At 63.7% G+C, this 24,919-nt stretch carries 23 protein-coding genes, 1 pseudogene and 1 riboswitch; of the genes and pseudogenes, 7 read left to right on the forward strand and 17 right to left on the reverse strand.

Features of this window, described 5'->3' with window-relative positions:
• Positions 1 to 44: 44 nt before the first annotated feature.
• From cobA to CP49_RS32060, 5 genes are read right to left on the reverse strand one after another with little or no spacing between them, the layout of a single operon-like run.
• Positions 45 to 773, reverse strand: coding sequence for a uroporphyrinogen-III C-methyltransferase (gene cobA, locus CP49_RS32040; protein ID WP_057854123.1), 729 nt, complete (start codon positions 771 to 773; stop codon positions 45 to 47).
• Complete coding sequence (locus tag CP49_RS32045; RefSeq protein WP_057854124.1) at positions 770 to 2,080, reverse strand: cobyrinic acid a,c-diamide synthase CobB; 1,311 nt, start codon at positions 2,078 to 2,080, stop codon at positions 770 to 772. The genes cobA and CP49_RS32045 overlap by 4 nt, the downstream gene beginning before the upstream one ends.
• Positions 2,080 to 2,862: a precorrin-4 C(11)-methyltransferase gene (gene cobM, locus CP49_RS32050; RefSeq protein ID WP_057854125.1), complete on the reverse strand. Its 783-nt coding sequence runs from the start codon at positions 2,860 to 2,862 to the stop codon at positions 2,080 to 2,082. Before cobM ends, CP49_RS32045 begins: the two co-directional genes overlap by 1 nt.
• Positions 2,859 to 3,227 (reverse strand): cobalamin biosynthesis protein, encoded by a 369-nt coding sequence (locus CP49_RS32055; RefSeq protein ID WP_057854126.1) that lies wholly within the window; start codon positions 3,225 to 3,227, stop codon positions 2,859 to 2,861. The genes cobM and CP49_RS32055 overlap by 4 nt, the downstream gene beginning before the upstream one ends.
• A complete protein-coding gene (locus CP49_RS32060; RefSeq protein WP_057854127.1) occupies positions 3,224 to 4,405 on the reverse strand; it encodes a bifunctional cobalt-precorrin-7 (C(5))-methyltransferase/cobalt-precorrin-6B (C(15))-methyltransferase in 1,182 nt (393 codons plus the stop codon). Before CP49_RS32060 ends, CP49_RS32055 begins: the two co-directional genes overlap by 4 nt.
• Between CP49_RS32060 and CP49_RS32065 the strand changes: the two genes are divergently transcribed.
• The gene (locus CP49_RS32065; protein ID WP_057854128.1) at positions 4,404 to 5,153 is read left to right on the forward strand and encodes a cobalt-precorrin-6A reductase; all 750 of its coding nucleotides are present in this window, start codon (positions 4,404 to 4,406) and stop codon (positions 5,151 to 5,153) included. The genes CP49_RS32060 and CP49_RS32065 overlap by 2 nt on opposite strands.
• On the opposite strand, the gene cobJ is transcribed toward CP49_RS32065, so the two are convergent.
• From cobJ to CP49_RS32100, 7 genes are read right to left on the reverse strand one after another with little or no spacing between them, the layout of a single operon-like run.
• Entirely contained in the window at positions 5,129 to 5,863 is a 735-nt protein-coding gene (gene cobJ, locus CP49_RS32070) for a precorrin-3B C(17)-methyltransferase (protein ID WP_057854129.1), read from the reverse strand. The two genes, CP49_RS32065 and cobJ, sit on opposite strands and share 25 nt — an antisense overlap.
• The gene (locus tag CP49_RS32075; protein WP_057854130.1) at positions 5,860 to 6,591 is read right to left on the reverse strand and encodes a precorrin-2 C(20)-methyltransferase; all 732 of its coding nucleotides are present in this window, start codon (positions 6,589 to 6,591) and stop codon (positions 5,860 to 5,862) included. The genes cobJ and CP49_RS32075 overlap by 4 nt, the downstream gene beginning before the upstream one ends.
• 2 nt (positions 6,592 to 6,593) lie before the next feature.
• Positions 6,594 to 7,223, reverse strand: a complete 630-nt coding sequence (locus CP49_RS32080; protein ID WP_057854131.1) for a precorrin-8X methylmutase — start codon at positions 7,221 to 7,223, stop codon at positions 6,594 to 6,596.
• Positions 7,223 to 8,386: a precorrin-3B synthase gene (gene cobG, locus CP49_RS32085; protein WP_057854132.1), complete on the reverse strand. Its 1,164-nt coding sequence runs from the start codon at positions 8,384 to 8,386 to the stop codon at positions 7,223 to 7,225. Before cobG ends, CP49_RS32080 begins: the two co-directional genes overlap by 1 nt.
• On the reverse strand, positions 8,383 to 11,631 hold the full coding sequence (cobN, locus tag CP49_RS32090; protein ID WP_057854133.1) for a cobaltochelatase subunit CobN: 3,249 nt from the start codon (positions 11,629 to 11,631) through the stop codon (positions 8,383 to 8,385). Before cobN ends, cobG begins: the two co-directional genes overlap by 4 nt.
• Positions 11,631 to 12,668 (reverse strand): cobalamin biosynthesis protein CobW, encoded by a 1,038-nt coding sequence (gene cobW / locus CP49_RS32095; RefSeq protein ID WP_057854134.1) that lies wholly within the window; start codon positions 12,666 to 12,668, stop codon positions 11,631 to 11,633. Before cobW ends, cobN begins: the two co-directional genes overlap by 1 nt.
• Positions 12,665 to 13,039, reverse strand: a complete 375-nt coding sequence (locus CP49_RS32100) for a DUF1636 family protein (protein WP_057854135.1) — start codon at positions 13,037 to 13,039, stop codon at positions 12,665 to 12,667. The genes cobW and CP49_RS32100 overlap by 4 nt, the downstream gene beginning before the upstream one ends.
• Positions 13,040 to 13,136: 97 nt before the next feature.
• Positions 13,137 to 13,351, reverse strand: a riboswitch (cobalamin riboswitch).
• A gap of 39 nt (positions 13,352 to 13,390) precedes the next feature.
• Here CP49_RS32100 and cobO point away from each other — a divergent pair.
• Entirely contained in the window at positions 13,391 to 14,044 is a 654-nt protein-coding gene (gene cobO / locus CP49_RS32105) for a cob(I)yrinic acid a,c-diamide adenosyltransferase (protein WP_057854136.1), read from the forward strand.
• Between the two features lie 24 nt (positions 14,045 to 14,068).
• Complete coding sequence (locus CP49_RS32110; RefSeq protein ID WP_057854137.1) at positions 14,069 to 15,517, forward strand: cobyric acid synthase; 1,449 nt, start codon at positions 14,069 to 14,071, stop codon at positions 15,515 to 15,517.
• A 9-nt stretch (positions 15,518 to 15,526) separates the two neighbouring features.
• On the opposite strand, the gene cobD is transcribed toward CP49_RS32110, so the two are convergent.
• Entirely contained in the window at positions 15,527 to 16,492 is a 966-nt protein-coding gene (cobD, locus tag CP49_RS32115; RefSeq protein WP_057854138.1) for a threonine-phosphate decarboxylase CobD, read from the reverse strand.
• An 11-nt stretch (positions 16,493 to 16,503) separates the two neighbouring features.
• The gene (cbiB, locus tag CP49_RS32120) at positions 16,504 to 17,445 is read right to left on the reverse strand and encodes an adenosylcobinamide-phosphate synthase CbiB (RefSeq protein WP_057854139.1); all 942 of its coding nucleotides are present in this window, start codon (positions 17,443 to 17,445) and stop codon (positions 16,504 to 16,506) included.
• Between the two features lie 132 nt (positions 17,446 to 17,577).
• On the opposite strand from cbiB, the gene cobU reads away from it, so the two are divergent.
• From cobU to hemN, 4 genes and pseudogenes are all read left to right on the forward strand, one after another.
• Positions 17,578 to 18,081: a bifunctional adenosylcobinamide kinase/adenosylcobinamide-phosphate guanylyltransferase gene (cobU, locus tag CP49_RS32125; protein ID WP_057854140.1), complete on the forward strand. Its 504-nt coding sequence runs from the start codon at positions 17,578 to 17,580 to the stop codon at positions 18,079 to 18,081.
• A gap of 74 nt (positions 18,082 to 18,155) precedes the next feature.
• The gene (gene cobS, locus CP49_RS32130; RefSeq protein WP_057854141.1) at positions 18,156 to 18,944 is read left to right on the forward strand and encodes an adenosylcobinamide-GDP ribazoletransferase; all 789 of its coding nucleotides are present in this window, start codon (positions 18,156 to 18,158) and stop codon (positions 18,942 to 18,944) included.
• Positions 18,944 to 19,576 (forward strand): 5,6-dimethylbenzimidazole synthase, encoded by a 633-nt coding sequence (gene bluB, locus CP49_RS32135; protein ID WP_057854142.1) that lies wholly within the window; start codon positions 18,944 to 18,946, stop codon positions 19,574 to 19,576. Before cobS ends, bluB begins: the two co-directional genes overlap by 1 nt.
• 2,431 nt (positions 19,577 to 22,007) lie before the next feature.
• Positions 22,008 to 23,310, forward strand: a pseudogene (hemN, locus tag CP49_RS32145) (oxygen-independent coproporphyrinogen III oxidase).
• A gap of 33 nt (positions 23,311 to 23,343) precedes the next feature.
• Here the strand turns inward: hemN and CP49_RS32150 are convergent.
• From CP49_RS32150 to CP49_RS32160, 3 genes are all read right to left on the reverse strand, one after another.
• Positions 23,344 to 23,751 carry a DUF6455 family protein gene (locus CP49_RS32150; RefSeq protein WP_057854144.1) on the reverse strand — a complete coding sequence of 136 codons (408 nt, stop codon included), beginning with the start codon at positions 23,749 to 23,751 and terminating at the stop codon, positions 23,344 to 23,346.
• Positions 23,752 to 23,901: 150 nt separating this feature from the next.
• A complete protein-coding gene (gene ccoS, locus CP49_RS32155) occupies positions 23,902 to 24,090 on the reverse strand; it encodes a cbb3-type cytochrome oxidase assembly protein CcoS (RefSeq protein ID WP_057854145.1) in 189 nt (62 codons plus the stop codon).
• On the reverse strand, positions 24,090 to 24,919 hold an 830-nt coding region (locus CP49_RS32160; protein ID WP_156438769.1), incomplete at its 5' end, for an HAD-IC family P-type ATPase. The genes ccoS and CP49_RS32160, both read right to left, overlap by 1 nt.

Raw genomic sequence — 24,919 nt, forward strand, 5'->3', positions numbered from 1 at the left:
CCGATGAGGCGGCGTCAAGTGGCTCGCGAGGGCGGACGACGGCATCACGGATACTCTCCCGCCAGCGCGCCGAAAAGAATGACGGCCGCCGTCGTTGCAGGGCCGGCTTGCGCGAGCTGCTCGGCGAGCTTCGCCATCGTCGTGCGGACAAGCCGTTGTTCGGCATGGCCGAGAGACTCGGCAAACAGCGCCGCTGTGTCGGGGGCCATGCCGTGCTCAATCAGCTTCGCCGCGAGGGCCGGGAATGTGCGCTTGCCCATATAGACCACGGTCGTCGATTCCGGATCGGCGAGCGCCGCCCAATTGAGATTTGCAGGCAACTGTCCGGCGACATCAGCTCCGGTCACGAACTGGACGCGGCGCGAGGTGTGCCGTCGGGTAAGCGGAATGCCGGCGTGCGCTGCCGCAACGCAGGCCGAGGTGACACCGGGAATGATCTCGTAGCCGATGCCCGCCGCGCGCAGCGCCTCGATCTCCTCTTCAAGTCGCCCGAAGATGCCGGCGTCTCCCGATTTCAAGCGGACCACGCGGGCACCCGCGGCGGCGTAGTCGATCAGCAGCCGGTTGACATGCTCCTGTTTGGCCGAAGGCCGGCCCGCCCGCTTGCCAACCGCCACCAGATTGGCCCCGGGGCGGGCGTGATCGAGGATCGCGCCCGAGGCAAGGTCGTCATACAACACGACGTCGGCGGCGCGCAGACACGCGGCCGCCTTGAGCGTTAGGAGCTCAGGATCGCCGGGACCGGCCGAGACAAAGGAAACAAGGCTGCTCACGTATCCTCCGCAATAAGGTGGAAGAACGTACCGGTGACGAAACCGCGCCGCGAGCCGGTTTCCGCAACGACCGCGCCGGTCGCGTCGCGCACGACGGCCAAGGGTGTATCGGGCTGCGAGACAATCGTGGAGTAGTGAAATTCGTGGCCGCGAAGCCGTGCGCCCCGCCCATGCCCGGGCATCGGCTCAGTGAGCTCCGCGAGCCGGTAGCCCAGATGCATGCGGCGCTGGGCAAAACTGGTCTCCAGTCCGAGCAATCCCGCCATCTCGTGGCGTGCGTCGTTGGCGTCGGTCAAGGCGGTGCCCAGCACCATATAGCCGCCGCACTCGCCATGCACCGGCCGCGTCTCGGCAAAGGACTTTAGCGCGCGGCGAAATCGCGTGTTGGCCGCCAGCCGGCCGGCATGCAATTCCGGATAGCCGCCCGGCAGCCAGCAAACGTCGGCCCCGACGTCGGGACCTTCGTCGCCGAGCGGCGAGAAGGTTGAGATCTCGGCACCGGCGGCGCGCCAGGCCTCGAGCATGTGTGGATAGACGAACGAAAATGCGGCGTCGCGCGCCAGCGCGATGCGCTGGCCGGGTGGCTTGACGTTTTCACTGCGCGCGGCGAGCTGCGGTGACCAGGCGCATGCCGATTGTAGCACTGCGTCGAGATCGACATGCTCGGTGACGAAGCGCGCGGCTTCGGCGATCAGGCCGCCTACCTCTGCCTGCTCCTCGGCCTGCACCAGGCCAAGGTGCCGCTTCGGCAAGGCGATCGCGGCGTGGCGCGGTAATGCGCCGAACACAGCAATGCCTGTGGCCGCCAGGGCGCGACGCACAAGGTCTTCGTGCCGGGCGCTGGCGACACGGTTGAGAACGACGCCCGCAAGACGCACACCGGCACGGAAACCGCGCAGTCCCGCAACCACAGCCGCGGCGGTTTGCGCCTGTCCGGAAGGATCGATCATGAGCAGGACCGGCCAGCCCATCATCTCGGCAATATCGGCGGTGGCACCGATGCCCGAGACGCCCCGCGCGGCAACGCCATCGAACAGGCCCATCGAACCTTCAGCCAGAACGATGTCCGCATCCGCCGCGCGCGAGGCGAGCGCTTCGATCGCCTCGCGACGCATGGCCCAGCTGTCGATATTGACCGAGGCGCGCCCCGTGGCGGCCGCATGAAAGGCGGGATCGATGTAGTCCGGTCCGCTCTTGAAGCACTGGACCTTCTGCCCGCGATCGCGATAGGCGCGCGCCAGCGCCAGCGTCAGCGTCGTCTTGCCAACACCGGATGCCGGCGCGGAGATGACGAGGCTCGCCGCCATCACGATGCCTGCGGAAAGCGCGGCGTCGGCCCGAGGGGCCGATAGCGGCGGTCATAGTCGGCGGCATAGAGACGACTCTCGCTAAACTCCTCCGTACCTAACGTCCGGCCAACCAGGATGAGCGCGGTGCGCTCGAGCTCGGTGCCAACCGCCGCATTGAGGGTACCCAGCGTTGCGCGAATAATGCGCTGGTCCGGCCAGCTCGCGCGCCAGACGATCGCTACCGGGCAGTCCGGTCCGTAATGCGGCGTGAGCTCATCAATCACCTTGGGAAGCAGATGGATCGAGAGATGGATGGCGAGCACCGCACCGGTCGCGGCGAAGGCAGCGAGCCTTTCGCCTTCGGGCATCGCGCTTGCCCTGCCCGGCGTTCGCGTCAGCACGACGGACTGCGCAAGACCCGGCAGCGTGAGCTCAGCCTCGAGAGCCGCTGCGGCGGCGGAAAAGGCCGGCACGCCCGGCGTGATTGAATAGGGAATTTGCAGCGCGCGAAGGCGGCGCAATTGCTCGCCCATCGCCGACCAGATCGAGAGATCTCCGGAATGCAGCCTTGCGATGTTCTTGCCCTCACGATGCGCGGTGACGATCTCCGACATGATGTCGTCGAGTGACAGCGGAGCGGTATTCACGATCCGCGCTCCCTCTGGGCAGTACGCAAGAACGCCCTCGGGCACAAGCGAACCGGCATAGAGGCAGACGGGACAGGCGGCGATAAGATCGCGTCCGCGCAAGGTGAGTAGGTCGGCTGCGCCCGGCCCGGCGCCGATGAAGTGCACCGTCATTCACCGTCTCCTTCCGCGATCGCTGCGGTCGCAGTCCGATCCTGCGAAACCGTCCGCATCGAAATCAGGCGCGCTCCACGGCCTGCCACAGCCAGCGCCGCGGCTTCGGCCAGGGAACCCGTGCCAAACTTCACCTTGATGAATTCGGACTGTGTGGACGTGGCAATGCCGGCCAGCACATCGACTGGAACAGGTCTGATCGGCACGTTGAGTTCACGTGCCAGCAATTTGAGCGCGGCCGTTTCGGCCTTGTTGCTGACAGTTGCGACCGCCGCAATACCGTCAGGACCTCCCGCGGCGGCGAGCGCTTCGCGCAGCGCAGCAAGTGTGACGTCACGCTTGAATCCCAAACCTGCGATCTTCACCTCACGACACTCCATTGCACGACCGGCCGCGCCGCTTCCCAGGAACGATAGCGGCCGAGGCCACCCGCATACGCAATCTCGACCCGCATCAACTCGCCGCCGTGGCGTTGGTGCAAGTCCGAGAGCAGCGCCTCCGTCTCAAGCGTCACGGCATGCGCAACTATCCGCGTTCCCGGCCCAATGAGCGACCAGACCGCATCGAACATCGCGGCGTCGAGCCCTCCACCCATGAAGGCGGCTTGCGGCCTCTCAAGGCCTGAGAGGATATCAGGCGCGGTCCCCTCGACGACCCTGATCCGATGTGTCAGACCGAAGGCCGCCGTATTGCTGCGGATATTCGCTGCGCGATCGGCCCGCGCTTCTACTGCAATCGCCGTCCCACCACACAAGGCCCATTCCACCGAGATCGAGCCTGAGCCGGCGCCGATGTCCCACAGCCTCTCGCCCGGCTTCGGCCCGAGCGCGGACAGTGCGAGCGCGCGCATCGGCCGCTTGGTGATCTGGCCTTCATGCACGAACAGCGTGTCGGGGAGGCCAGAGCTGCGCGACAGGCCGTCCGATCCGCTGGCCTCCAAGGCGATGGCCACCAGGCCCGCACCCGGATCGGCCGTATAGCTGTCGGCGCGATGTGGCGTCACGGATTCGCGCGGGCCGCCCAGCGCAGTGAGAGTCCACAACCGTGATTCGCCCCAGCCGCGCGCCGTCAACCATTCAGCCAGATCGCCGGCCGCCTTGCCGTCGCGCACGAGACATATGATGCGCGCTTCGCGTGCCAGATGCGGCACCAGGCATTCAAATGGCGCTGCATGAAACCCAAGGCAGGTTACGGTCTCAAGGCGCCAGCCGAGCCGCGCCGCCGCCAGCGAGAATGTTGACGGTGCGGAATGGGCGATCCATTCGCCAGCAGGCAGTTTCTCCGCGAGACTGGTTCCGACGCCGTACCAGAACGGATCGCCCGAGGCGAGCACCGCCGTCGGACGGCCGCGACAAGCCAGCACGCAGTCCGTATCGAACGGTACCGGCCAGGGACGGCCGTGGTCGGTAACGCCTGCCAGCGCGAGATGCCGTTGGCCGCCAAAGACCATCTCGGCGTCCCCAAGCGCCTTTCGGCTTGCTTCGGAGAGGCCGGCAAGGCCATCTTCGCCAATGCCGATAATGGTCAGCCAGGGATTACCCATGATACGCGCCCTCATTCTGGGCGGGACGAGCGATGCCAATCTGCTCGCGAACGCTGCGGCATGCGCGGGGCTCGACGCGATCTATTCCTACGGGGGCCGCACCCGCGCCCCTGCGCACCAGCCGCTGCCGACCCGCATCGGCGGCTTCGGCGGCGCGAGCGGCCTTGCCGAATACATTTGTCGAAAAGGAATCTCGCATGTCGTCGACGCGACTCATCCCTTTGCGGCCGAGATGAGCCGCAACGCGGTTGCGGCGTGCGAGGCAACCGGAACACCGCTTATCGCGCTCGAGCGCGCCGCCTGGGCAAAAGCGGCCGGCGACCATTGGGTCGAGGTCGCTGGTATCACCTCCGCTGTGGCGGCGTTGCCACAGAATCGCGCGCGGGTGTTTCTTGCGATCGGCCGGCAGCACATCGCAGCCTTCGGCACCAAGCCGCAGCACGCCTACACTTTGAGATTTGTCGATCCTCCCGATGGGCCGCTGCCGTTTCCGGATGCCGATGTCATCGTATCGCGTGGACCATTCACGCTCGCCGGCGAATTGGAGATGATGTGCGCGCGCGGTATCGAATGGATCGTTGCCCGCAATTCCGGGGGAACGGGCGCGCATGCCAAAATCGACGCTGCGCGCGAGCTCGGCCTTTCCGTCGTGATGCTCAAGCGGCCCGAATCGCCTGACAGGCCGCGGGTCGAAAGCGTGGCGGAGGTCATGCAATGGCTCGGTCATCGGGCATGCCTCGGTGCATAGACCCAGCGGCCGACGCGGCGCGTTGCCGAATTGCCGACGATAACAAGGGTTCGCATGTCGGCCATCTCCGGCCGCGCCTCGCGCAGCATCACCGTTTCAATTCGCTCCTCTGGCGTGCTGACAGCGTGCGCGAAGATCACGAGGCGTTCGCCGCAACCTGCCTCTTTCAGAACCGCGAGCGCGCGCCCAAAACCCTCGGGTCGGCTCGCCGAACGTGGATTGTACATTGCGATGGCAAAGTCGGCTTCAGCAGCGAGCCGCAGGCGTTTCTCGATCATCGGCCACGGCTTCAGATTGTCGGAGAGATTGATCGCGCAAAAGTCGTGGCCGAGCGGCGCACCGGCGCACGCGGCCGCTGCCAGCATTGCGGTCACGCCGGGCAGAACGCGGATTGGAAGCCCTTGCCATTGCGGCGAGGCCTCGAGTGCTTCGAACACGGCGGAAGCCATCGCGAACACGCCGGGATCGCCGGAGGAAACCATGACGACGTGGCGTCCTTCCGATGCCAGCCGCAAGGCATCGCCTGCGCGCTGCAGCTCCATGCGATTGTCCGACGGATGCAGCGTAAGCCCCTCGCGAGGGGTTACGCGCGCAACATAGGGCACATAGCCGAGTATGTCGGTCGCCATAGCGAGCGCAGCGGAGACTTCCGGCGTGACCAGCGCCTCGTCGCCCGGCCCAAGTCCCGCGATGGTCAATGTGCCGGTCATTCCGCTGCCTCCATCCGTCGCCCCTGCCCATGCACGAGCACGATCGCGAAATAAGGACACTCGGTCTCGTCCACTTCGTTCAGCCGCGCGACGCGCTCGCCCGGCATGGTGCCGCGTTCGATCAGCCATGCCTCACCAAGGCGGCCGGCGGCCGCCAGCGCGCGGCGCACCTTCTTCAGGTTGCGCCCGGTCTTCATGATGACGAGCGCGTCGGAATTGCGCACGCGCCGTTCGAGCTCGTTTTCCGGCAGCGTGCCCATCAGCACCGTCATCACATCGTCGCCAAGGGCGATCGGCAGGCCGACCGAATTCCAGCAGCCGGCCATGCCGGGAATGCCTGCGATCACCTCGATCTCAACTCGACCCTGCAGACGCGCGTGCAGGTGCATGAAGGAACCATAGAAATAGGGATCGCCCTCGCAGAGCACGACGATATCCACTGCGCGGGCGAGCCGCGCAAGACGCTCCGCCCACTCGTCATAAAAGCCGGCAAGGAGGCGAACATATTCCGGACTATCGAAGGCGATCTCCGTGGTGACCGGATATTCCATTGGATATTCGTAGACATCCTTCGCCAGCATACCCTCGACGATACGCCGGGCCTGGCCAGGGCGTCCCTTCTTTCGGAAATAGGCAACATGCTTGGCCGCACGGACCTCGCGATCTGCGCGCACACTCATCAAGTCCGGATTGCCCGGCCCGAGGCCGCAGCAGATGATACGCCCCATGGCTATTCGCTCCGGCTTGCCAGCGCATTCACGGCGGCGACCGTAATCGCCGAGCCGCCAAGGCGTCCCTCGACCGTCAGCGCCGGCGCGGGCGGATCCATCATCAATGCCGCCTTGGCTTCAGCCGCGCCGACAAAGCCGACCGGACAGCCAATGATCGCCGCCGGCTTTGGGCAGTTGCGATCCTCCAGCATGTTGAGCAGGTGAAACAACGCGGTCGGAGCATTGCCGATGGCGACGATCGCGCCATCCAGATGCGGCCGCCACAGTTCAAGCGCCGCGGCTGAGCGCGTATTGCGCATGGATTGCGCGAGCGAGGGAACAGCGGGATCGCCGAGCGTGCAGATGATGGCGTTACCGGCCGGCAGGCGCGCGCGCGTGATTCCCTCCGACACCATGCGCGCATCGCAGAGGATAGGTGAGCCGTTCTGCAGCGCGGCCCGCGCGATGCGCGCCATGCCGGGCGTAAAGCGGATGTAGGATTCGAGGCCCACCATACCGGCCGCATGGATCATGCGGACGATCACCGGCTCCTCTTCGGCCGAAAAGCGCTCAAGGTCCGCCTCGGCACGGATGGTGGCGAAGGATTGACGGTAGATCGCCGCACCATCGGTCTCATAGATGTGCGGCATCAGCGTGCTACCGTTAGAACGGAAGGATCGGCGATCATGCGGGCGGCGCTCAGTCCACGCACGGCGGGCGTATCCCGCGCCGAGCCGCCGCGAACGAGGTCAAATCCCTCGTGGGTGGCAACCAGGGTGAGCGCGGCAGGCCCCGAATGGGCACAGCCCTTGGCACAGCCGGAGACATGAAGCCTGCTGTCCGCGGCAACATGCGGTGCAAGCGCCGCCGCAAGTGCTCGTGTATCGGCATGCGCTTCACGGCAGGCGGGTGCACCGCTGCAGGCGACGACGCGCAGGATCGGATCAACGGCCTGCGTGATGAGGCCCTCGCAGCGGGGCATCTCGTGCAACCTCTCCACCAATATCATCCGCCACGGCGTCATCCGCAACCCTCGCGCGCATCCGGCGAGATAGCTGAGCGCGGCATGCGTTACCTGCCCGAAAGCCGCGCCGACCATCGCGCCTTGAGGATGAAGTTCCGGACGCGGCACCGCGATCATGCGAGCCGGTTCGACGTGGCCACGAAGCGTGGCGGGCAGTTTTGCGCCAGCCCCGATATGCGCGGCCATCCGCCCTCGTCCGCCCCTGGCTCCGCCTGAGTTGACGAACCATTCGGCAAGCGTGAGCGCGACCTTGACGGCTTCTCTGCGCGAGACCGGACGGCCATGCTCCGCGCCGTCAGCACGCACGATCAATTCTCCCGCGATGCCGCGCTCGATGCGGATATCGGCGGAGGCACTGGCCAGCGCGCGCTTTGCCCCGCAATCGACGGCGAAGCCGAATTTGGTCGGCAGGTCGGGCGGTCCCATCGCAAGCCCCCGTTCAAGCTCTGCGGCGAGCGAACAGGTATCATCACTTGCGCTCCAGAACGGGGTAACCAGGATGTTGCGCCGCGCTTCCGACTCCGGATCATTGTCGATCAGGTGCAGCCGCGAGAGTTCCTCGATCAGCGGCCGATGGACTTCATCACTGACACCCCTGATTTGGAAGTTGGCCCGGCTGGTCAGATCGATCAGGCCGTTGCCGTAGCGCGCGGCCAGCGCCGCAATCCCTGCCGCCTCTTTCGCATCGACCCGGCCACCATGCGGCCGGATTCGAACCACGAGCCCATCGCCTGACCGCATCGGCCGCAAGGCGCCGGGGCACCAGCCCTTGATCGCAACGGTGCTCATGAGGCCTCCCGCAGCGCGGCCGCGATCGAATTGCGTCGCGTTCTCCAGAGCGACGCTTCATGCAAACGGGTGAAGCAAGTTTCGATCGCCGAGAGCGCCGCCGGATTCTCGCGCTCCATGAACACACGAACGTCGTCATGGCCGAGCGTCGCGTCGTAATAGAGATCGAAGAGATGCACCGGCACGGCGTCCGCAAGATGGGCGAAAGCGGCCATGTGCTCGAGTGTTGCGGCTATTTCGGCGGCACCCCGAAAGCCGTGGCGCATCATGCCGGCGATCCATGCCGGATTGGCGGCGCGCGCACGCACGACGCGCGATATTTCCTCGGTCAACGAGCGTGCATGCGGCTGATCCGGACGCGTGGCGTCAAGGTGATAGAGCGATGGGGCGGCCGTGCCCAGCCGTGCCGCCGCGGCCGCAACGCCCGCCTCATGCACGGCATAATCTGCGGCCAACAGCAGGTCCGTTTCCGGCAGGTCCTGCGCATGGACGAAGGCATCGGCGGCGACGAGCCTCGCCTCGATACCCGCGCGGTCAGGCCGCATCGTGCCGTCGGACGCGATCGCCCAGGACGAAGCCGAAAGCCAGGCTTCACCGGCCGCCTCGCGCGACTCCTCCGTGAGGACATCCGGCATCGATGCCATACCGACGCCATACTGCCCGGGCCGCGGTCCGAACACGCGCGCCGCGCAATGACGGTAAGGATTGTCCTCGCCCTCCTCGTCCCGTTCGGAGAGGGCTTCGGTTGCCGCCTCAAACAATTGTGCAAGACCTGAAAAGACGTCGCGAAACAGCCCTGACACGCGAAGCGTCACGTCGATACGCGGGCGGCCGAGCGCCGCCGGCATGATGATGTCGTAACCCGTCACCCGCCCCGAAGCATGGTCCCACCGCGGCGCGATACCTGCAAGATGCAGGGCCATCGCGAAATCCTCACCTGCGGTTCGCATGGTCGATGATCCCCAGAGATCAACCACGAGCCCCTTCGGCCAGTCGCCGTGATCCTGCAGGTGACGCCGCAGCAATTCCTCGGCAAGCTTGATCCCTTGCGCATGCGCCGACGGCGTCGGCACCGCGCGGGGATCGACGGCGAACAGATTGCGTCCGGTGGGCAGCACATCGCGGCGCCCGCGATAGGGCGAGCCGGCAGGCCCCGGCGGAACGCGCCTGCCGGAGAGCGCGCCGAGCAGCGCGTCCTTCTCCGCCTCGCCGCAAGCCCCGCGGCCGAACACATGCAGGCCCTCGCCGAACTGGCTTGCCTTCAGATCGCAGACGAAGCGATCGATCCGAGGAATAGCCTCGGCCGGCGCAGCCGACGCGCCAAGGCCGAGATCATCTTCCATGCCCGCGGCACGCGCTTCATCGCGGATTGCTGCGATCAGTCGCTGCCGACGCGCGGGATCGAGACCATCGGCGGTCGAATATTCATCGAGCAGTTGCTCGAGCCGGCGCAGGCCTTCGGGCAAAGCGGCCCGCGCCAGCGGCGGCGGCAAATGGCCGATCGTGACCGCGCCGATACGGCGCTTGGCCTGTGCCGCTTCGCCGGGGTCGTTGACGATGAAGGGATAGATCACCGGCACGTCGCCAATCAGCGCTTCCGGCCAGCAGGCAGCCGACAGCGCGACGGACTTGCCGGGCAGCCATTCCAACGTTCCGTGAGCCCCCATATGGATGATGGCATCAATGCCCTCGCGCCTCAGCCAGAGATAAAATGCAACGTAGGCGTGGCGCGGCGTGCGCGAGAGATCGTGATACTCGGCATCGCGATTGCCGATATCGCCGCGTTCCGGCTGGACGGCGATAGTCATCTTCCGGCGCCGGATCGCGGCGAAACGAAATTCGCCGCCGCGACAGGCTGGATCATCTTCCGGCGCGCCCCAGGCACTCGCGAGATCGTCCTGCAGCCGGCGCGGCAGCCTGGCCAGCTCCGTGCGATAATCGGCAACGCTCCAGGTCAATGCTTCCCGTAGGAGAGTTTCACCGAGCGCTTCTGCCGCTTTCACGTCGAAACCGGCAGCGTGGAGATCGGACAGCAGCGTTTCGACCGAAGCGAGCGCGTCGAGCCCGACCGCATGCGCGAGCTGGTGCGGACGGCCCGGATAGTTCGAGAGCACCATCGCCAGCCGCTTCTCGCCTGCCGGGCGGTTGACAAGCCTGTGCCAGGCGGCCACCCGCTCGACGACAGCGCATACGCGTTCGTCGTCAGGCCTGTGCGCCAGGTGCGCGAATTGCAGATCGGGATCGCTCTCCCCCGGCGACTTGAAGCTGACGACACCCGCAAACAGCCGGCCGTCAACCTCAGGCAACACCACGTGCATTGCCAGATCACCTGGCGAGAGCCCGCGAAGCGATTCCGCCCAATCATCGCGCCGGGCTGTCGACAATGCGACCTGGAATATCGGACAGGATGCGGCATCGAAAGGCGTCGTGCCGTCATCGGCGACCGCAGAGAAGGCGGTCGCATTGACGATCGCCGCCGGAGCGCATTGCTCGAAATGCCCCCTCATCCAATCCGCCACACCAGCAGCCTTCAGAGAAGTGATGAATACACCATAGGCATCAAAACCTTTTTGCCGCAATGCTGTGATCAGCGCGTCGACCGGGGCAGTATCTGCCGCGGTGAGATAGGAACGATAGAAGATCACCAACGCGCGCGGCCGCTGATCCGGATTTGGCAGCGCCGCGATTGCACCGCGACCCGGATCGTAGAATCCGATCTCGGGAATTTCGATTTCACCGACGACCGGCCCCGCATAGAGACCCGACGCCAGTGCGAGTTGGGCGATTGCAGCCTGCGCCGCTATTGTTCCGCCCTTGTCGCACAGCGCCTTCAGCCGTCCGAGCGTCGAGCCGGGCAATGTCGAGAGTGCATCCAGGCGCGGATCGTCACGACCATCAGCCGGAAGCACCGCAAGCGCGATGTCGCGCTGTTTGGCCAATTGATGCAAGGCGGCCAGTCCGTATGGCCAGTAGGATTCGCCGCCGATCAGGCGCACCAGCACGCCCCGCGCCTGCGACAGCGTACGCTCGATATAGGTGTCGACCGAGAGCGGATGACGCAGCTCTGCCAGGTTCGCGAGCCTGAGCGACGGCAGACTGGCGCGGCCCCGCCGCCAGCCGGAAGCGAACGTGGCGAGATCGCTGTCCGAAAACGAGAGCACCACAAGGTCGGCCGGACCCTGGCCGAGATCCTTAGGGATCGCGGTCTCCTCAAGACCGCGGCTCTCGCGAAAGACGACGTGCATCAGACACCAAGTCCCGCCCTAATGGCAGCCTCGTCGATATCGTCGTGTTCACCGATCATAACCAGCTTAGACCGCCTTGGCCGCGTGCCCCAGGGCATATCGAACTGATGTCGTACTCGCTCCCCGACCGATTGCAGCAGCAATCGCATCGGCTTGCCCGCGACCGCAATATATCCCTTGGCGCGCAGCACGTTCTGTTCGCGCGCAAGCCGCTGGATCGATGCGACCAGCGCATCGATATTCGCGACTTCCGGGAACTCGACTACAACGGAGGCAAAATCGTTGTGTTCGTGCTCTTCCTCGCCGTCGTGGTGCGAGGGGCGCGCGGCGAGATCGTCTTCTGCCGCTGCTTCGAGACCAAGGATCACACGGGCATCGACCGCGCCGTCGACGACCGGCAGCATCAGCAGCACGCGACGCGGCATCTCGGCCGCGATTGCCGCCTTGGCCGCTTCAAGTCCTTCCGCGCCGACAAGGTCCGCCTTGGTGAGCAGCACGATGTCCGCGCAAGCGATCTGATCCTCGAATACTTCCGAAAGCGGCGTTTCATGGTCGAGGTTTTCATCGGCCGCACGCTGGGCTTCGACCGCGACAGGATCGGGTGCGAAGCGGCCGGCCGCCACGGCCTCCGCGTCCGCTAGCGCGATCACGCCGTCGACCGTGATCCGCGAGCGGATTTCGGGCCAGTCGAATGCCTTGAGCAGTGGCTTCGGCAATGCCAATCCCGATGTCTCGATCAGGATATGGTCGGGCTTCACGCGTCGAGAGAGCAACTGCTCGATGGCGGGAATGAAATCGTCGGCGACTGTGCAGCAGATGCAGCCATTGGCGAGCTCTACGATGTTCTCTGCAGGACAGTTGGCGTCCGCGCAGGATTTCAGGATCTCTCCATCCACGCCTTCGCTGCCGAACTCGTTGACGAGCACCGCAAGCTTCCTGCCGTTCGCGTTGGTGATCAGGTGCTGGATCAGCGTCGTCTTGCCCGATCCGAGAAAGCCGGTGACAACGGTCACCGGGATCTTGGCAAGCGTTTTCATTCTGCGGCCTCCGCCACGACGGCGATGGGTGGAATGCGCGCAAGCGACTGCTTGCGGAAGATCTCCGGCCGGCTGCGCCATGGCACGATGCCGTCGGGCGCCGCCGCATAGGCCGCGGCGCCAGCAACAACGTCCGGCGCGCTTGCGTCTGACAAGCGGCCGTACACATAGGACCAGCGCCGGGGACCGGAGAGCGCAATCGAGCAGCCTTGGCTGCAGGCGGATAGACACTCGACCGGAACGACGTTGACGCCTTCCGGCACGCCAGCCGCGAGGATGGCGCTGTGCAGACGCGCGCCTGGCGCGGTTTCGCCTTCCATCAGCGTTTGGCCGGCACGGCAGGTGATGCAGACATGCAACGTAACGGTCATCGCCCCTTCTTCAAAAAATTTTTGACGGAGGCGATGAGGCACACGAACCCAGAGACGCGAGGGTTCGCTCCCCGTCGCGGAACACCCCGTCCGCCGGTGGTCAATCTGTGCGCTGGCAGGTCTCCCGGCTTGCGGAGCAGGTTTCCCTTTGATCTCCACCTTCCCAACCCAAACGGGCCAGTGGTTCTTGGAGATCTCTCCGGTCACGGTCGCGGGGGCGGCTGCTTTTCAGGCTCAAGCTTCGAGGCAAGAGCCCTATCGCATTCCCTCTTCGCCTGTCGTAGGACAGGAACCAACGCTGCCTCACCATTTGCTCAAGCGTGCAACTTGTCAAGCCAAAGGAACGTGCAGATGATTTCCGAACCGGATGCCGCTGAGGAGGAAGCTGTCGTCGCCGAGGCCTCGCTCGATACCCGCCATGCTGCCAAAATGGCGAAGAAGAAGGCCGCCCGCGACCGGATGATGGCCACCAAGAGTGGAGAGAAGGGACTCATCATCGTCCACACCGGCGCAGGCAAGGGAAAATCTTCCTCGGCCTTCGGCATGATCATGCGGTGCGTCGCGCATGGCTTTCCCTGCGCTGTCGTGCAATTCATCAAGGGTGCGTGGGATACCGGCGAGCGCCGTCTCCTGACCGGACATTTTGGTGAACTGTGCCAGTTCCATGCGATGGGTGAAGGCTTTACCTGGGAAACCCAGGACCGCTCCCGCGACGTCGCTGCCGCCCGCGCCGCATGGGAGAAGGCCAAACAGCTGATCGCCGATCACGCCTTGCGCATGGTCGTTCTCGACGAGATCAACATTGCGCTTCGCTACGACTATCTGGAGATCGGAGAAATCGTTGAATTTCTCAAGAATTCAAAGCCGCCGATGACGCACGTCGTCCTCACCGGGCGCAATGCCAAGCAGGAATTGATCGACGCCGCCGACCTCGTCACGGAGATGACGCTCGTGAAGCATCCCTTCCGATCCGGAATCAAGGCGCAGCCCGGCATCGAGTTCTGACGAAGCAAGCGAGAATCCGATTCCATGGCGCGCGCATTGATGATCCAGGGAGCCGGCTCCGACGTCGGCAAGTCGCTCATCGTGGCCGCCCTTGCTCGCGCCGCGACCCGCCGCGGACATCGGGTACTTCCCTTCAAGCCGCAGAACATGTCAAACAACGCGGCCGTGACTATCGACGGCGGCGAGATCGGACGCGCACAGGCATTGCAGGCGCAAGCCGCAGGCGTCGAGCCGCACACGGACATGAATCCCGTCTTGCTGAAGCCGGAAACCGATATCGGCGCCCAGATCATCGTGCAGGGGCGCCTCGTGGCGACGGTGCGCGCACGCGAATATGCCGCGATGAAACCCTCGTTGATGGCGCCGGTTCTCGAGAGTTTCGCCCGGCTGAAGGATCGCGCCGATCTAGTTCTGGTCGAGGGCGCCGGCAGCCCCGCCGAAGTCAATTTGCGGAGCGCTGATATCGCCAACATGGGCTTTGCCCGGAGGGCCGAGGTCCCGGTCGTGCTGATCGGCGACATTGACCGCGGCGGCGTCATTGCGCAGCTCGTCGGCATCAAGACCGTGCTCGATCCCGAGGATGCCGCCATGATCCGCGGTTTTGTCATCAACAAATTTCGCGGTGATCCCTCCCTGTTTGACGATGGCTATCGGCTGATCGAAACCCGCACATCCTGGCGGGGTTTTGGGGTCCTGCCCTACTTCGCCCGCGCCAACGAGCTTCCGGCCGAAGATGCCCTGGGGCTTGCCGGTGCGCGCAAGGCGGCGCAATGCAAAATCGCCTTTCTCGCGCTTTCGCGGATCGCGAACTTTGACGACCTCGATCCGCTGAAGCTCGAACCCTGCGTCGATCTTGTGATGGTCGGGCCTGGAGAGGCGATCCCTGGCGATGCAAAGCTCGTCATCGTTCCCGGCTCGAAGTCGACACGTGGCGACCTCGCCTTCCTGCGCGCCCAGGGCTGGGACATTGATCTACTTGCTCACCATCGTCGCGGCGGCCATGTGCTCGGACTCTGCGGCGGTTACCAGATGCTCGGGCGCAGTGTGCAGGATCCGGAAGGTATCGAGGGACCGGCGGGAGAAACGCCCGGCCTCGGACTCCTGGACGTAACGACGGTGATGACGCCACAAAAGACTCTTACGCGCGTCACGGCGGTTCACGCCGCGACGAACCGGCCGATCGAGGCCTATGAGATTCACATCGGGCACACCGACGGGCCGGATCGAGCACGGCCATTTGCCTCATCTGATGGCGCACTGGAAGGCGCAGTTTCCAGCGACGGACGCGTGTACGGCAGCTATCTGCACGGCCTGTTTGCTTCCGATGGTTTCCGCGGCTCATTTCTCGCACGACTGGACATTCCGGCTACGGACCAGCAGTACCGCGCCAGAGTGGAGAGCGCACTCGACGCGCTAGCCGATCATGTCGACGCCCATCTCGACGTCGAAGGGCTGCTTGCGCTTGCGCGCTGAGGTTGGTGATCAACGCGAGAGCGCGGCAGCAAACCGCGCCCATTCGGTCTCGTTACCCGGCAATCCCAGCCGCAGCCATCCCGGTCTTTGCCCAAATACACGCGACCAGATCTGGCCCCGTGCGAGCCGCTCCTGCGCGGCACGCGCGTCGCCGGCCTCATAGAGCCGGAACAGCGGCGTGCCACCGACCAGTTGCCAGTCCTGCGATCGCACTTCGGCGTCCAGCCGGACGCCGTCGTGTGCCAGCCGCATGGAGGTCGCCTTCGTCCAATCGCGATCAAGCAAGGCGCGCCGTCCGATCGCAATCGCAGCAGCCGAAATCGGCCATGGGCCTGCCATCGCCGCCAGCGCCGCGACATCGGCCTCGCTGCCGAGCGCGAAGCCGAGCCGTAGTCCCGCAAGCCCGTAAAATTTTCCGAACGAGCGCAGGATCAACAGCCCCGGCCGTTTCGCCTCCGGTGCCAGCGACAGGTCGGGGACGGCATCGCCGAAGCTCTCGTCGACCACGAGTCGACCGACGCGCGGCAACAGCGCGAGCAGTTCGTTCGGATCATGGCGCTGGCCGTCTGGATTGTTGGGATTGACGACCACGGCGAGATCGGCACCCACCAACCCTTCGAGATCAAAAACCTCTGCCACGTCCCAGGCTGCGGCCGCAAGAACTGCTGCGTACTCGTTATAGGTGGGCGCAAGAATCCGCGCCCTGCCGCACGATGAAAGATTCGGCAACAATTGGATGGCCGCTTGTGCGCCACCAAGCGCCACGATTGGCGCCTTGGTGGCATAGGCCTGATGAGCAGCCTGATGGAGGGACTCGATGTCGGATCGGGAGGGCAGCGCGCTCCAATGCCTTGGCTCAATCTCGCTCACCGGATAGGGCTGCCGATTGATCCCGGTTGAGAGATCGATCCAGTCCTGCGCACGCCCGCCGAAGCGCTGAACGGCGAGATCGAGATTGCCACCATGCTCGAGCATAGCCTTCTCCGTTATGCGAGAGCCATCATCGCAAGCGCGCCGGCCAACAGGACCATGGCGCGGACGTAGAGCTTCAGCCCTTGCCATATGTCAGCGGCAAGCGGATCGCGCGCGCCCTCGTTGAGCCAGGGTTCGTCGGCGGTACTTCCGTGATAGATGCGCGGCCCGCTGAGCCGCACGCCGAGCGCGCCGGCCATGGCTGCTTCCGGCCAGCCGGCATTGATCGAGCGGTGGCGGCTCGCATCCCTCACCATGCACGACATGGCATCCGAAGGCCGCCCGGCAACCAGCATGAACAGACAACCGGTGAGACGTGCAGGTATCAAATTTGCGAGATCGTCGATGCGCGCGGCAGCCCAACCGAAAGATCCGTGCCGCTCCGTGCGATGGCCGATCATGGAATCGAGCGTATTGATCGCCTTGTAGCCGATGATGCCCGGAAGCCCGAACAACGCCCCCCAGAACACCGGCGCGACGATGCCGTCGGAGGCGTTCTCGGCCAGACTCTCGATGGCCGCGCGCGCAATACCTGCCTCATCGAGAGCTGCGGGGTCGCGTCCCACGATGTGCGCGACCGCGGCACGTGCGGTTGCGATATCACCGGATTGCAGGGGATGCGCAACGGCGGCCACATAATCATAAAGCGAACGAAGTGCGACCAAGGGCCATACCAGGATTCCCAGCAGGACGATGCGGCTCCATTCAAAGGTGAGCGCGGCTTGAACTGACCATCCGATGCCGGCCGAAAGCCCAATCACGAAAAGCGCCACGGCTGCGCCAGCGATCCGCCTGACTCCAGGCGGATCGATGGGCCGGTTGAAGCTGATGTCGAGAATGTTGACCAGCCTCCCGAGCCAGGTGACGGGATGACCAATGCGGGCGAACAGCGCGTTGGGCCAGCCCAACAGGGCGTCCACGGTCATCGCCACCGCCATCGCTCCCGCAAAGCCCACGCATCATCTCCCGTCGTGCCTGGCCCTGATGTCACAAGAATTCGGTATCAAGGCAAGCCCCATATCGCCTGATTTCACCCTTTGTCTTTGTCGAAAATTGGTGATTAGTGCTGGCCTTAAGCGGAGGACGTCATGGCCATCATACTCATCACGGGCGGCACCCGATCCGGCAAAAGCCTACGCGCAGAAGTCCGCACCCGCGCTTTTCCGGAACAGCCCATCTATATCGCCACGGCAGAGGCGCTCGATGAGGAAATGGGCGAGCGAATAGCGAAGCATCGCGCGCGGCGAGGAAAGGACTGGATCGAGCGCGAGGTTCCGCTCGATCTCGTGCAGGCCTTGATCGAAACCGATGGCGGTGGCGCAAGGCTGGTCGATTGCCTCACGCTGTGGCTGTCGAACCTGCTCCACGCGGAACGCAACTGGTCGCATGAGGCTTCGCTGCTCGCTGACGCGCTTGCGCGCCAGCGCAGCCCGGTCATCATGGTCACGAACGAGGTCGGGCTCGGTATCGTGCCGGATAATGCGCTGGCGCGCGCATTTCGGGACGCGGCGGGTATCCTGAACCAGACGATTGCCTCCGTTGCGGACGAGGTCGAATTCGTCGTGGCAGGATTGCCGATGAAGCTGAAGTAATGCCGCGCTTGGCGGAATTGCGACGCGTCGTCGGGTGAGCGCGAGCGAGTTGACGGTTCGCGGGATGAAGAAACATGCATCATTTCGAGCTTCTCAGGGGCATCGTCACTGACCTGAGAATCGCCATTTCGCTCTCCACGCTTCTGCCTCTCGGGCCGGCGACGCCGGTCAGCGATGGCGATGTTGCCCGCGCGAGCTGGGCGTTGCCAGTGGCAGGATTGCTGGTTGGCTTTGCCGGTGCGGCGGTCTACTGGATCGCACGCGAGGTGGGCTTGACGCCAAGCCCTGCAGCCATGTTGGCGCTAGCGGCCACGGTTCTCGTCACCGGCGCGATGCACGAGGACGGCCTTGCCGATACCGCCGACGGGCTCGGCGGCGGCCGGACGCGCGAGCGGAAGCTCGAGATCATGCGCGACAGCCGGATCGGTACTTACGGCGCGTGCGCGCTTATCGCATCGCTCATCTTGCGATGGAGCGCGCTCGAAACGATCGCCGAGCCAATGTCGATCGCGGCCGCGCTTTCGGTTGCACATGCGGCGGCGCGCGCCGGCATGCCCGCCTTCATGTGGCTGATTCCGCCGGCGCGATCGGATGGGCTTTCGGCCCGAGCCGGACGGCCGCCGGGGCGAAGCGCCGCCATTGCATTTGCTCTCGGGGCTCTTTGCCTCGTTTTCGGTTCCGGGCCGAGCAAGGCGTTGATCGGAGTGATTTTGCTCTCACTGGCCGGGTTGATACTGGCGTGGCTTGCCACGAGGCAGGTCGGCGGACAGACAGGTGATATATTGGGTGCGTTCGAACAGATTGGCGAGATCGTGGTTTTGCTGATGACAGCTGCCCTCCTTCACACGGAACCAGGACCCTGATGGTCGCTTTCGATGAAGCCTTTCGCCGGCAACTGCGCGAGCTCTTCGTGTGGCGCCGCGACGTGCGGCGCTTTCGTCCCGATCCTCTGCCGAGCGGCGCCATGGAGCGGCTGATTGAGATCGCCTGCCTTTCCCCGTCGGTCGGCCTGAGCCAGCCTTGGCGGTTTGTGATCGTCGAAGACAACGCAAGGCGCAGTGCCGTGGTCGAGGATTTCAGGGCCTGCAACGCCGATGCGTTGCATTCTTATTCAGGCGAACGCGCGGCGCGGTATGCGAGCCTCAAGCTCGCCGGTCTCGAAGAGGCCCCGGGTCACCTGGCCGTGTTCGCGGACAAGACGAACGATATGGGGCATCGCCTCGGGCGTGCAACCATGCCGGATGCGGTCGAATACTCCGTCGCCGCCGCCATCTGCTGCATGTGGCTCTCCGCACGTGCAGACGGCATCGGACTTGGCTGGGTGTCGATCCTTAACCCGGCTCGCATCCACGAGGTTCTTGAAGTGCCGGAGTCCTGGAAGTTCATCGGCTATCTCTGCGTCGGCTATCCCCAGAAAGAGTTTGATCGACCCGAACTTGAGCGCGCCAACTGGGAATATCGGCGATCGGCGAAGGAATTTACCACTCGACGCTAGCGCCCAGAATTTCAAGTTTCCACCCGGAGCCTTCGTCGCGTGTTAACGTCGTGTAGGTCAACCAACCAGGACTAACGACCTGGCGATTGGCCGAAGGGCAACGTTAGATTCCTCTCGGCTAGATATTGGCCCCACACTGGTTTGTCTGGCACTGCAGACCCGGGCCGCGATGTTTTTCCAGAGAGAGAGAGAGAGAGAGAGAGAGAGAGAGAGAGAGAGAGAGAGAATTTCCAGTTCCGGACGGCTGTGTTCGCTCGCAATACCCCGTGCGCAGCTAAGAAGCGAGAAACTCGTTCGGGTTGAGGCCCCGGATCGGCGCGACCGATGCGGCGCCTGTTGCTGGCTGCCGTCGAAACCGGTGGGCCTCGCGCTTAAAGCTAGGCGCTAACCGACATCGATCGCCCAGCAATGATGGGTAGAGCGCGTGAGAAGCCACCCGCAGCCATCTACCAGAGTACGCTCGCACGATGATCGATCAGTGTGCTCGCAATTCGACGGGAAAGAATAATACCCGGTCGCCACTTCAGCTGTACGAGGCCACAACTATTTGAATCAACGCACTTAGTGGTAATGCCATGCCTGTCCTTAAACGCTTTTCTGCCGTCGCAGTATCGTTGCGAAGTAATAGGCCGGTGACAGACATCAACTAATCCGATGGGCCGTTCTGATTTAGCGATGGATTGGTGCGAGGACGCGGCCAACCCCTGAATTCATGGGCGTGAGTGAGATCAAATGCAAGATCTGCAAGCTGGCGCTCATACTCGCCATAGTAAAAAATGCCCGGCCCCCTTTCGGCGGCCGGGCGGAAGTCAGTCTGGGAGGAGCGACGCTGTTACACATCGCACCAGCTTCCGTCGGCAGAGGGAGGGTGCCGACGGTTCATTTACGGCGAGGGCATTCGCCGTTAACTTTAGCCACGGCGATATCCGTTCCAAATGAAATCTGGCTTCGCTTCCTTCTGCTCTATTCAGGGAATTCGGCCCAACGCTGCGCGGGAAGTTCGACAACGGCGTTAGTTCTTCCCTCACGTAATCTTAGGACGGTCACCAAGATCATGCTTCTGAGATGGACCCACGGAAAAGAGGCTGTCCGTCAATGCTACACCCGCCGACTGATCGTCATCCACGACGGAAATGACGCCGAGTGTGTGCGGCCATTTGCACCAGACTATGCGCTTTTTCTATGCAGCATTCCGTAAAATTGGTGAAATCGATTGTTTTGATGGGATGCATCTATACTGTTGATACATAAAGACATGCGTTCAGCGGCCTTGATCTAAATCGCGTCGTTCGCGCCGGACGCTCTGATGACCCAGCGTAAGCTCTGGCCTCATAGCAATCTATTCTATCAAGACCTCGCGGTGGCCGACTTTTTTGCGCGGCCTCGGCCCTTTTCCCACCTGCAAGGCCCGCTGCGGGCTTGCGCTGCTTTTAAGGATCAGCCAGGGCACGCCGCGGAAATCTCACAATTGCGCGTTTAGGGCTTCAATCGCGAAAGACCGCTGAGGGGGCGCGTTGGCCGACGGCTGGTGCGAAGGTAATCATCGAGGCTTGCACGGACACGGCTCGCAAACGGCGAGGCACCCGGCTCATCATGGCCCATGATTGTTTGATGGCCGACAAAGTCTCACTCGGCAACGTGGTAATTGCGACACTATTCTCAATCAAAGAATATCGCGCGGCCGTGCCCCGGGCCGACTAGACGCACATCATCGACAGCCTTCGAGCGGCACGTCATTTGCAAAGATGATGTTGGGCGTGGACACGGACGTTCACCCGTGCCGATGCCCGCAACCTCCAGGTTGCAGCCCGACGCACCTCTTGCTTCCCCCTTGCAAAGTGCGTCGGGCTTTTTCGGTCGTCAAGTTTCCACGCATCTGCCTATCCTCCGCGTGAATGCAAATTGGAACGCCTATGAACTATACGCGCGCATTTTCGGAGACGCCGAACGCCATGTCGGCGCCAATCATCGGATGCATGGCGATGTTCTCGGCGACCAGCGGCGTTGCGGTCGCTGAGATTTAGTCCACTTCCTCCTGCGCCAGACGCAGCGGTAACGTTCACGGTGAGCAGGAAGCAGGGCTTGCGCCAGAGCGTAGCGACGCTGAAAAGTGCAGTTCCCTACTCGCTGAAAGGAGTGATCACCTTCAATAGTTCTTTCGGTAGCGTCCAATCCGATTAGAAGTGCACGCTGCTCCGTATCCGGATTTTTGTATCCGGGATGCGACAATGCAGCAGACTGTCGGGGGAGCCATCGAAAAACATTCCCAAATTGATAGTTTCCCGGTGATTTAGAACACTACCAACGACAACCTTGACGATCAAGCCCATTGGCTTTGAATCGCTGATCTCGCCGGTCATACTCCCTGACCCAGCGCAAAGTCCAGTTGGCGCTAGGCTGTTATGTGGCTAGGAATGGGGGGAACTCGAATATGCGATCGGATTTGGCTGACATCTACGGGCAAGACAAGCTCCCACGGTACACCAGCTATCCAACAGCCCCGCACTTCTCTTCTGCAATCGGCGAGAAGGTGTATCGGCATTGGCTCAGATCGGTTTCGGCCCACCGACCCGTCGCTCAATGTGCTGGTACTGCGGGATGCCATACATCGGTGGCCGAGCACGAGGAGCCGATCGCCGCGTTCGTCGCAGCTTTGCGTCGGGAGGCGCAACTAGTCGCGGACACGATAGAGAAAAGCCTGCCGGTCGCGCATCTGCACTTCGGCGGGGCACTCCGACCATCATGGCTCCGCAACTGCTCGTCGATCTCGCTTACGCCTTGCGTTGTATCTTTTTCGTGGTTCCGGATGCCGAGATTGCCGTTGAGGTCGATCCGCGAACTCTGACCAACAACCTGACGCAGGCTTTAGAATACTGCGGGGTCACCCGCGCGAGCCTCGGAGTCCAGAGCTTCGACCCAAGAGTGCAGCGCACAATAAATAGATTGCAAAGCTTCGAGCAGACGGCAGCCGGGCAGGTGTGCGGGGGATCAACTTCGACCTTCTCTATGGTCTTCCTTTTCAGACGGTAAGCTCTTGTCTAGACAGCATTGCCAAGTGCGTCGAATTGCGCCCCGACCGGCTTTCGGTGTTCGGCTACGCGCACGTCCCCTCATTCAAGAAGCATCAGCGCAAGATCGCGGAGGAGAGCTTACCTGACAGTGTCGAGCGACACGTTCAGTCCGAGACCATCGCAGGGGCCCCTCAGGACGCGGGTATGTGCGCATCGGGTTGGATCACTTCGCGCTCCCAGACGATGCGCTCGCGACGGCGCAGCGATGGCCGATTGCGGCGCAATTTCCAGGGCTACACCGATGACGGCGCTGACACACTCATCGGCCACGGGGCGAGCGCGATCGGTCGGATGCCACACGGCTTTGTCCAGAACGTAGTGGCCATCCGCGACTACCTGAACCGCATCGCGGAGAGCCGGCTAGCCACGGTGAAGGGTTATGCTTTCACCGAGGATGACCTTTTCCGCGCTGATATCATCGAGCGGATCATGTGCGATTTGACCGTTGACCTGGAGCAGATATCCCGCATCCATCGTCGGGATCCACGGACAGCAGTCGTCGATCGCGCCCGAATCGACCGGCTTTTAGCCGACGGAGTCGCGACAATGTCTCAAGGTCGGCTAACCGTCAGCGAAGGATCGGAATTCTTGGTGCGTAGCGTTGCCTCAGCGTTTGATGCTCACCTTTCGCGGTCAACAGGCGTGCACAGTCGCGCGGTTTAAAGACCGAGAGGCCCTTAGACCATTTGTAGCTTGTCAGCAGCAGCTCGGACCACGAACGAGATCCATCGCATCTGGCTTTGGCTTCGTCCGCAGCGCATCGATCGTGTAGCTGTTGGCGCAGTATTCATGAAGGTGCTGCGCCGTTGTTTCCGCCTCTATCTCGCGGTTGCATCGGGTCTTTTCGGCGCACAGTGCACACACCAGCGTCATGTCGCGCAGCACGCCCGGCTCCTTGCGCGCAATGGCCGTCTCGTCGATGCCGAGCGCCTTGAGTAGTCCCGACAGCTCATCAGCGCCGCGCCGCCCACGGTAAGTGAGGGTTTCGAGCTCGGTCGGTGAGACGCGAAGGTCGCGCGCGATGCAATCGAGCTCGGCGGCTCCAAGGGCGCGGAGGTCGGCGGTATCACGGAGCCGGCCGAGCCACTCCGAAAACCTGCCCATGAGCCTACCTCCGATCGATTCCTTTCTTATAGCCGATGCCATAGTACCCTCCTGGTACGGTTTGAGCACGTCAAGTATGCGGGGCGAATAGCCGACCGTATTGCGTCAGATCAAAATTGGAAGCATCCCGGGACGCGCAACGACGAGGCATTACGGTCGCGATTCCGACCTCAGCTCGACGCGGCGTGGAGCCTGCGTTTCGTCGTCGTCAGAAATCGCGCGCCAGGCGGCTCCCTCGAGATCGTCATATTGGCCGTTCTTGAGGGACCACAGAAATCCGAGCAGCCCGAACAGGCCGAGCAAGAGCGCCAGCGGCACCAGGAACAGGATCACCTCCATCACAGATTCTCCAGCGGGAGAGGTCGCGCACGCAGCGCATTCAGCATCACCAGGATCGAGGAGCCCGACATCGCGGCGGCCGCGATCAGAGGCGTCACGAAGCCCAGAATGGCGATCGGCACGGCGAGGCAATTGTAGCCGACCGCGAGATAGAGGTTCTGCCGCATCAGGCGCAACGCTTTCCGCGAATGGTCTACCGCGGCAATCACCGGCGCGAGGCGGTTGCCGAGGAAGACGAGATCGGCCGTCGCCTGGCTCAAATGCGCCGCCGAGATCGGCGACATCGAGACATGCGCCGCCGCCAGCGACGGCGCATCGTTGAGCCCATCGCCGACCATCATGACTTTAAAACCCTGCCGCTTCAGTTCCCCGATCCGGGCGATCTTGTCGGCGGGCGTGACGCCGGCGCGCCATTCGGGGATTTGAAGCATCTCAGCCGCGGCGCGCACCGCCGGCTCGCGGTCACCGGAAACAATTTCTACCGCCACGCCACGCTTCTGCAGCGCCGCGATGACCGCGCGCGCGTCCGGCCGCAGGCTCTGGCAGACCGCGAACACATAACGTTTTTCACCACGCGCGAAGGCAACGACGGAAACCTCGGGATCGCGGCTCAGGACTTCGTTCGCGAGATCATCGGCCTTGCAGAAAGTTGGACTTCCAAGCCTCACCTCTTCACCTTTAAGAACGCCGCGAACGCCCTGCCCCGGCTGTTCCGTGATCCCGGGCAGCGGCGATTTCGCGCCGGCCGCGCGCGCCAGCGCCGAGGCGACGGGGTGATGGCTCGCCAGCGCAAGCCGGCCCGCGAGCTCGAACACATCGGCGGGGACGG

This window comes from Bradyrhizobium valentinum, from assembly GCF_001440405.1.
Classification (GTDB): Bacteria; Pseudomonadota; Alphaproteobacteria; order Rhizobiales; family Xanthobacteraceae; genus Bradyrhizobium; species Bradyrhizobium valentinum.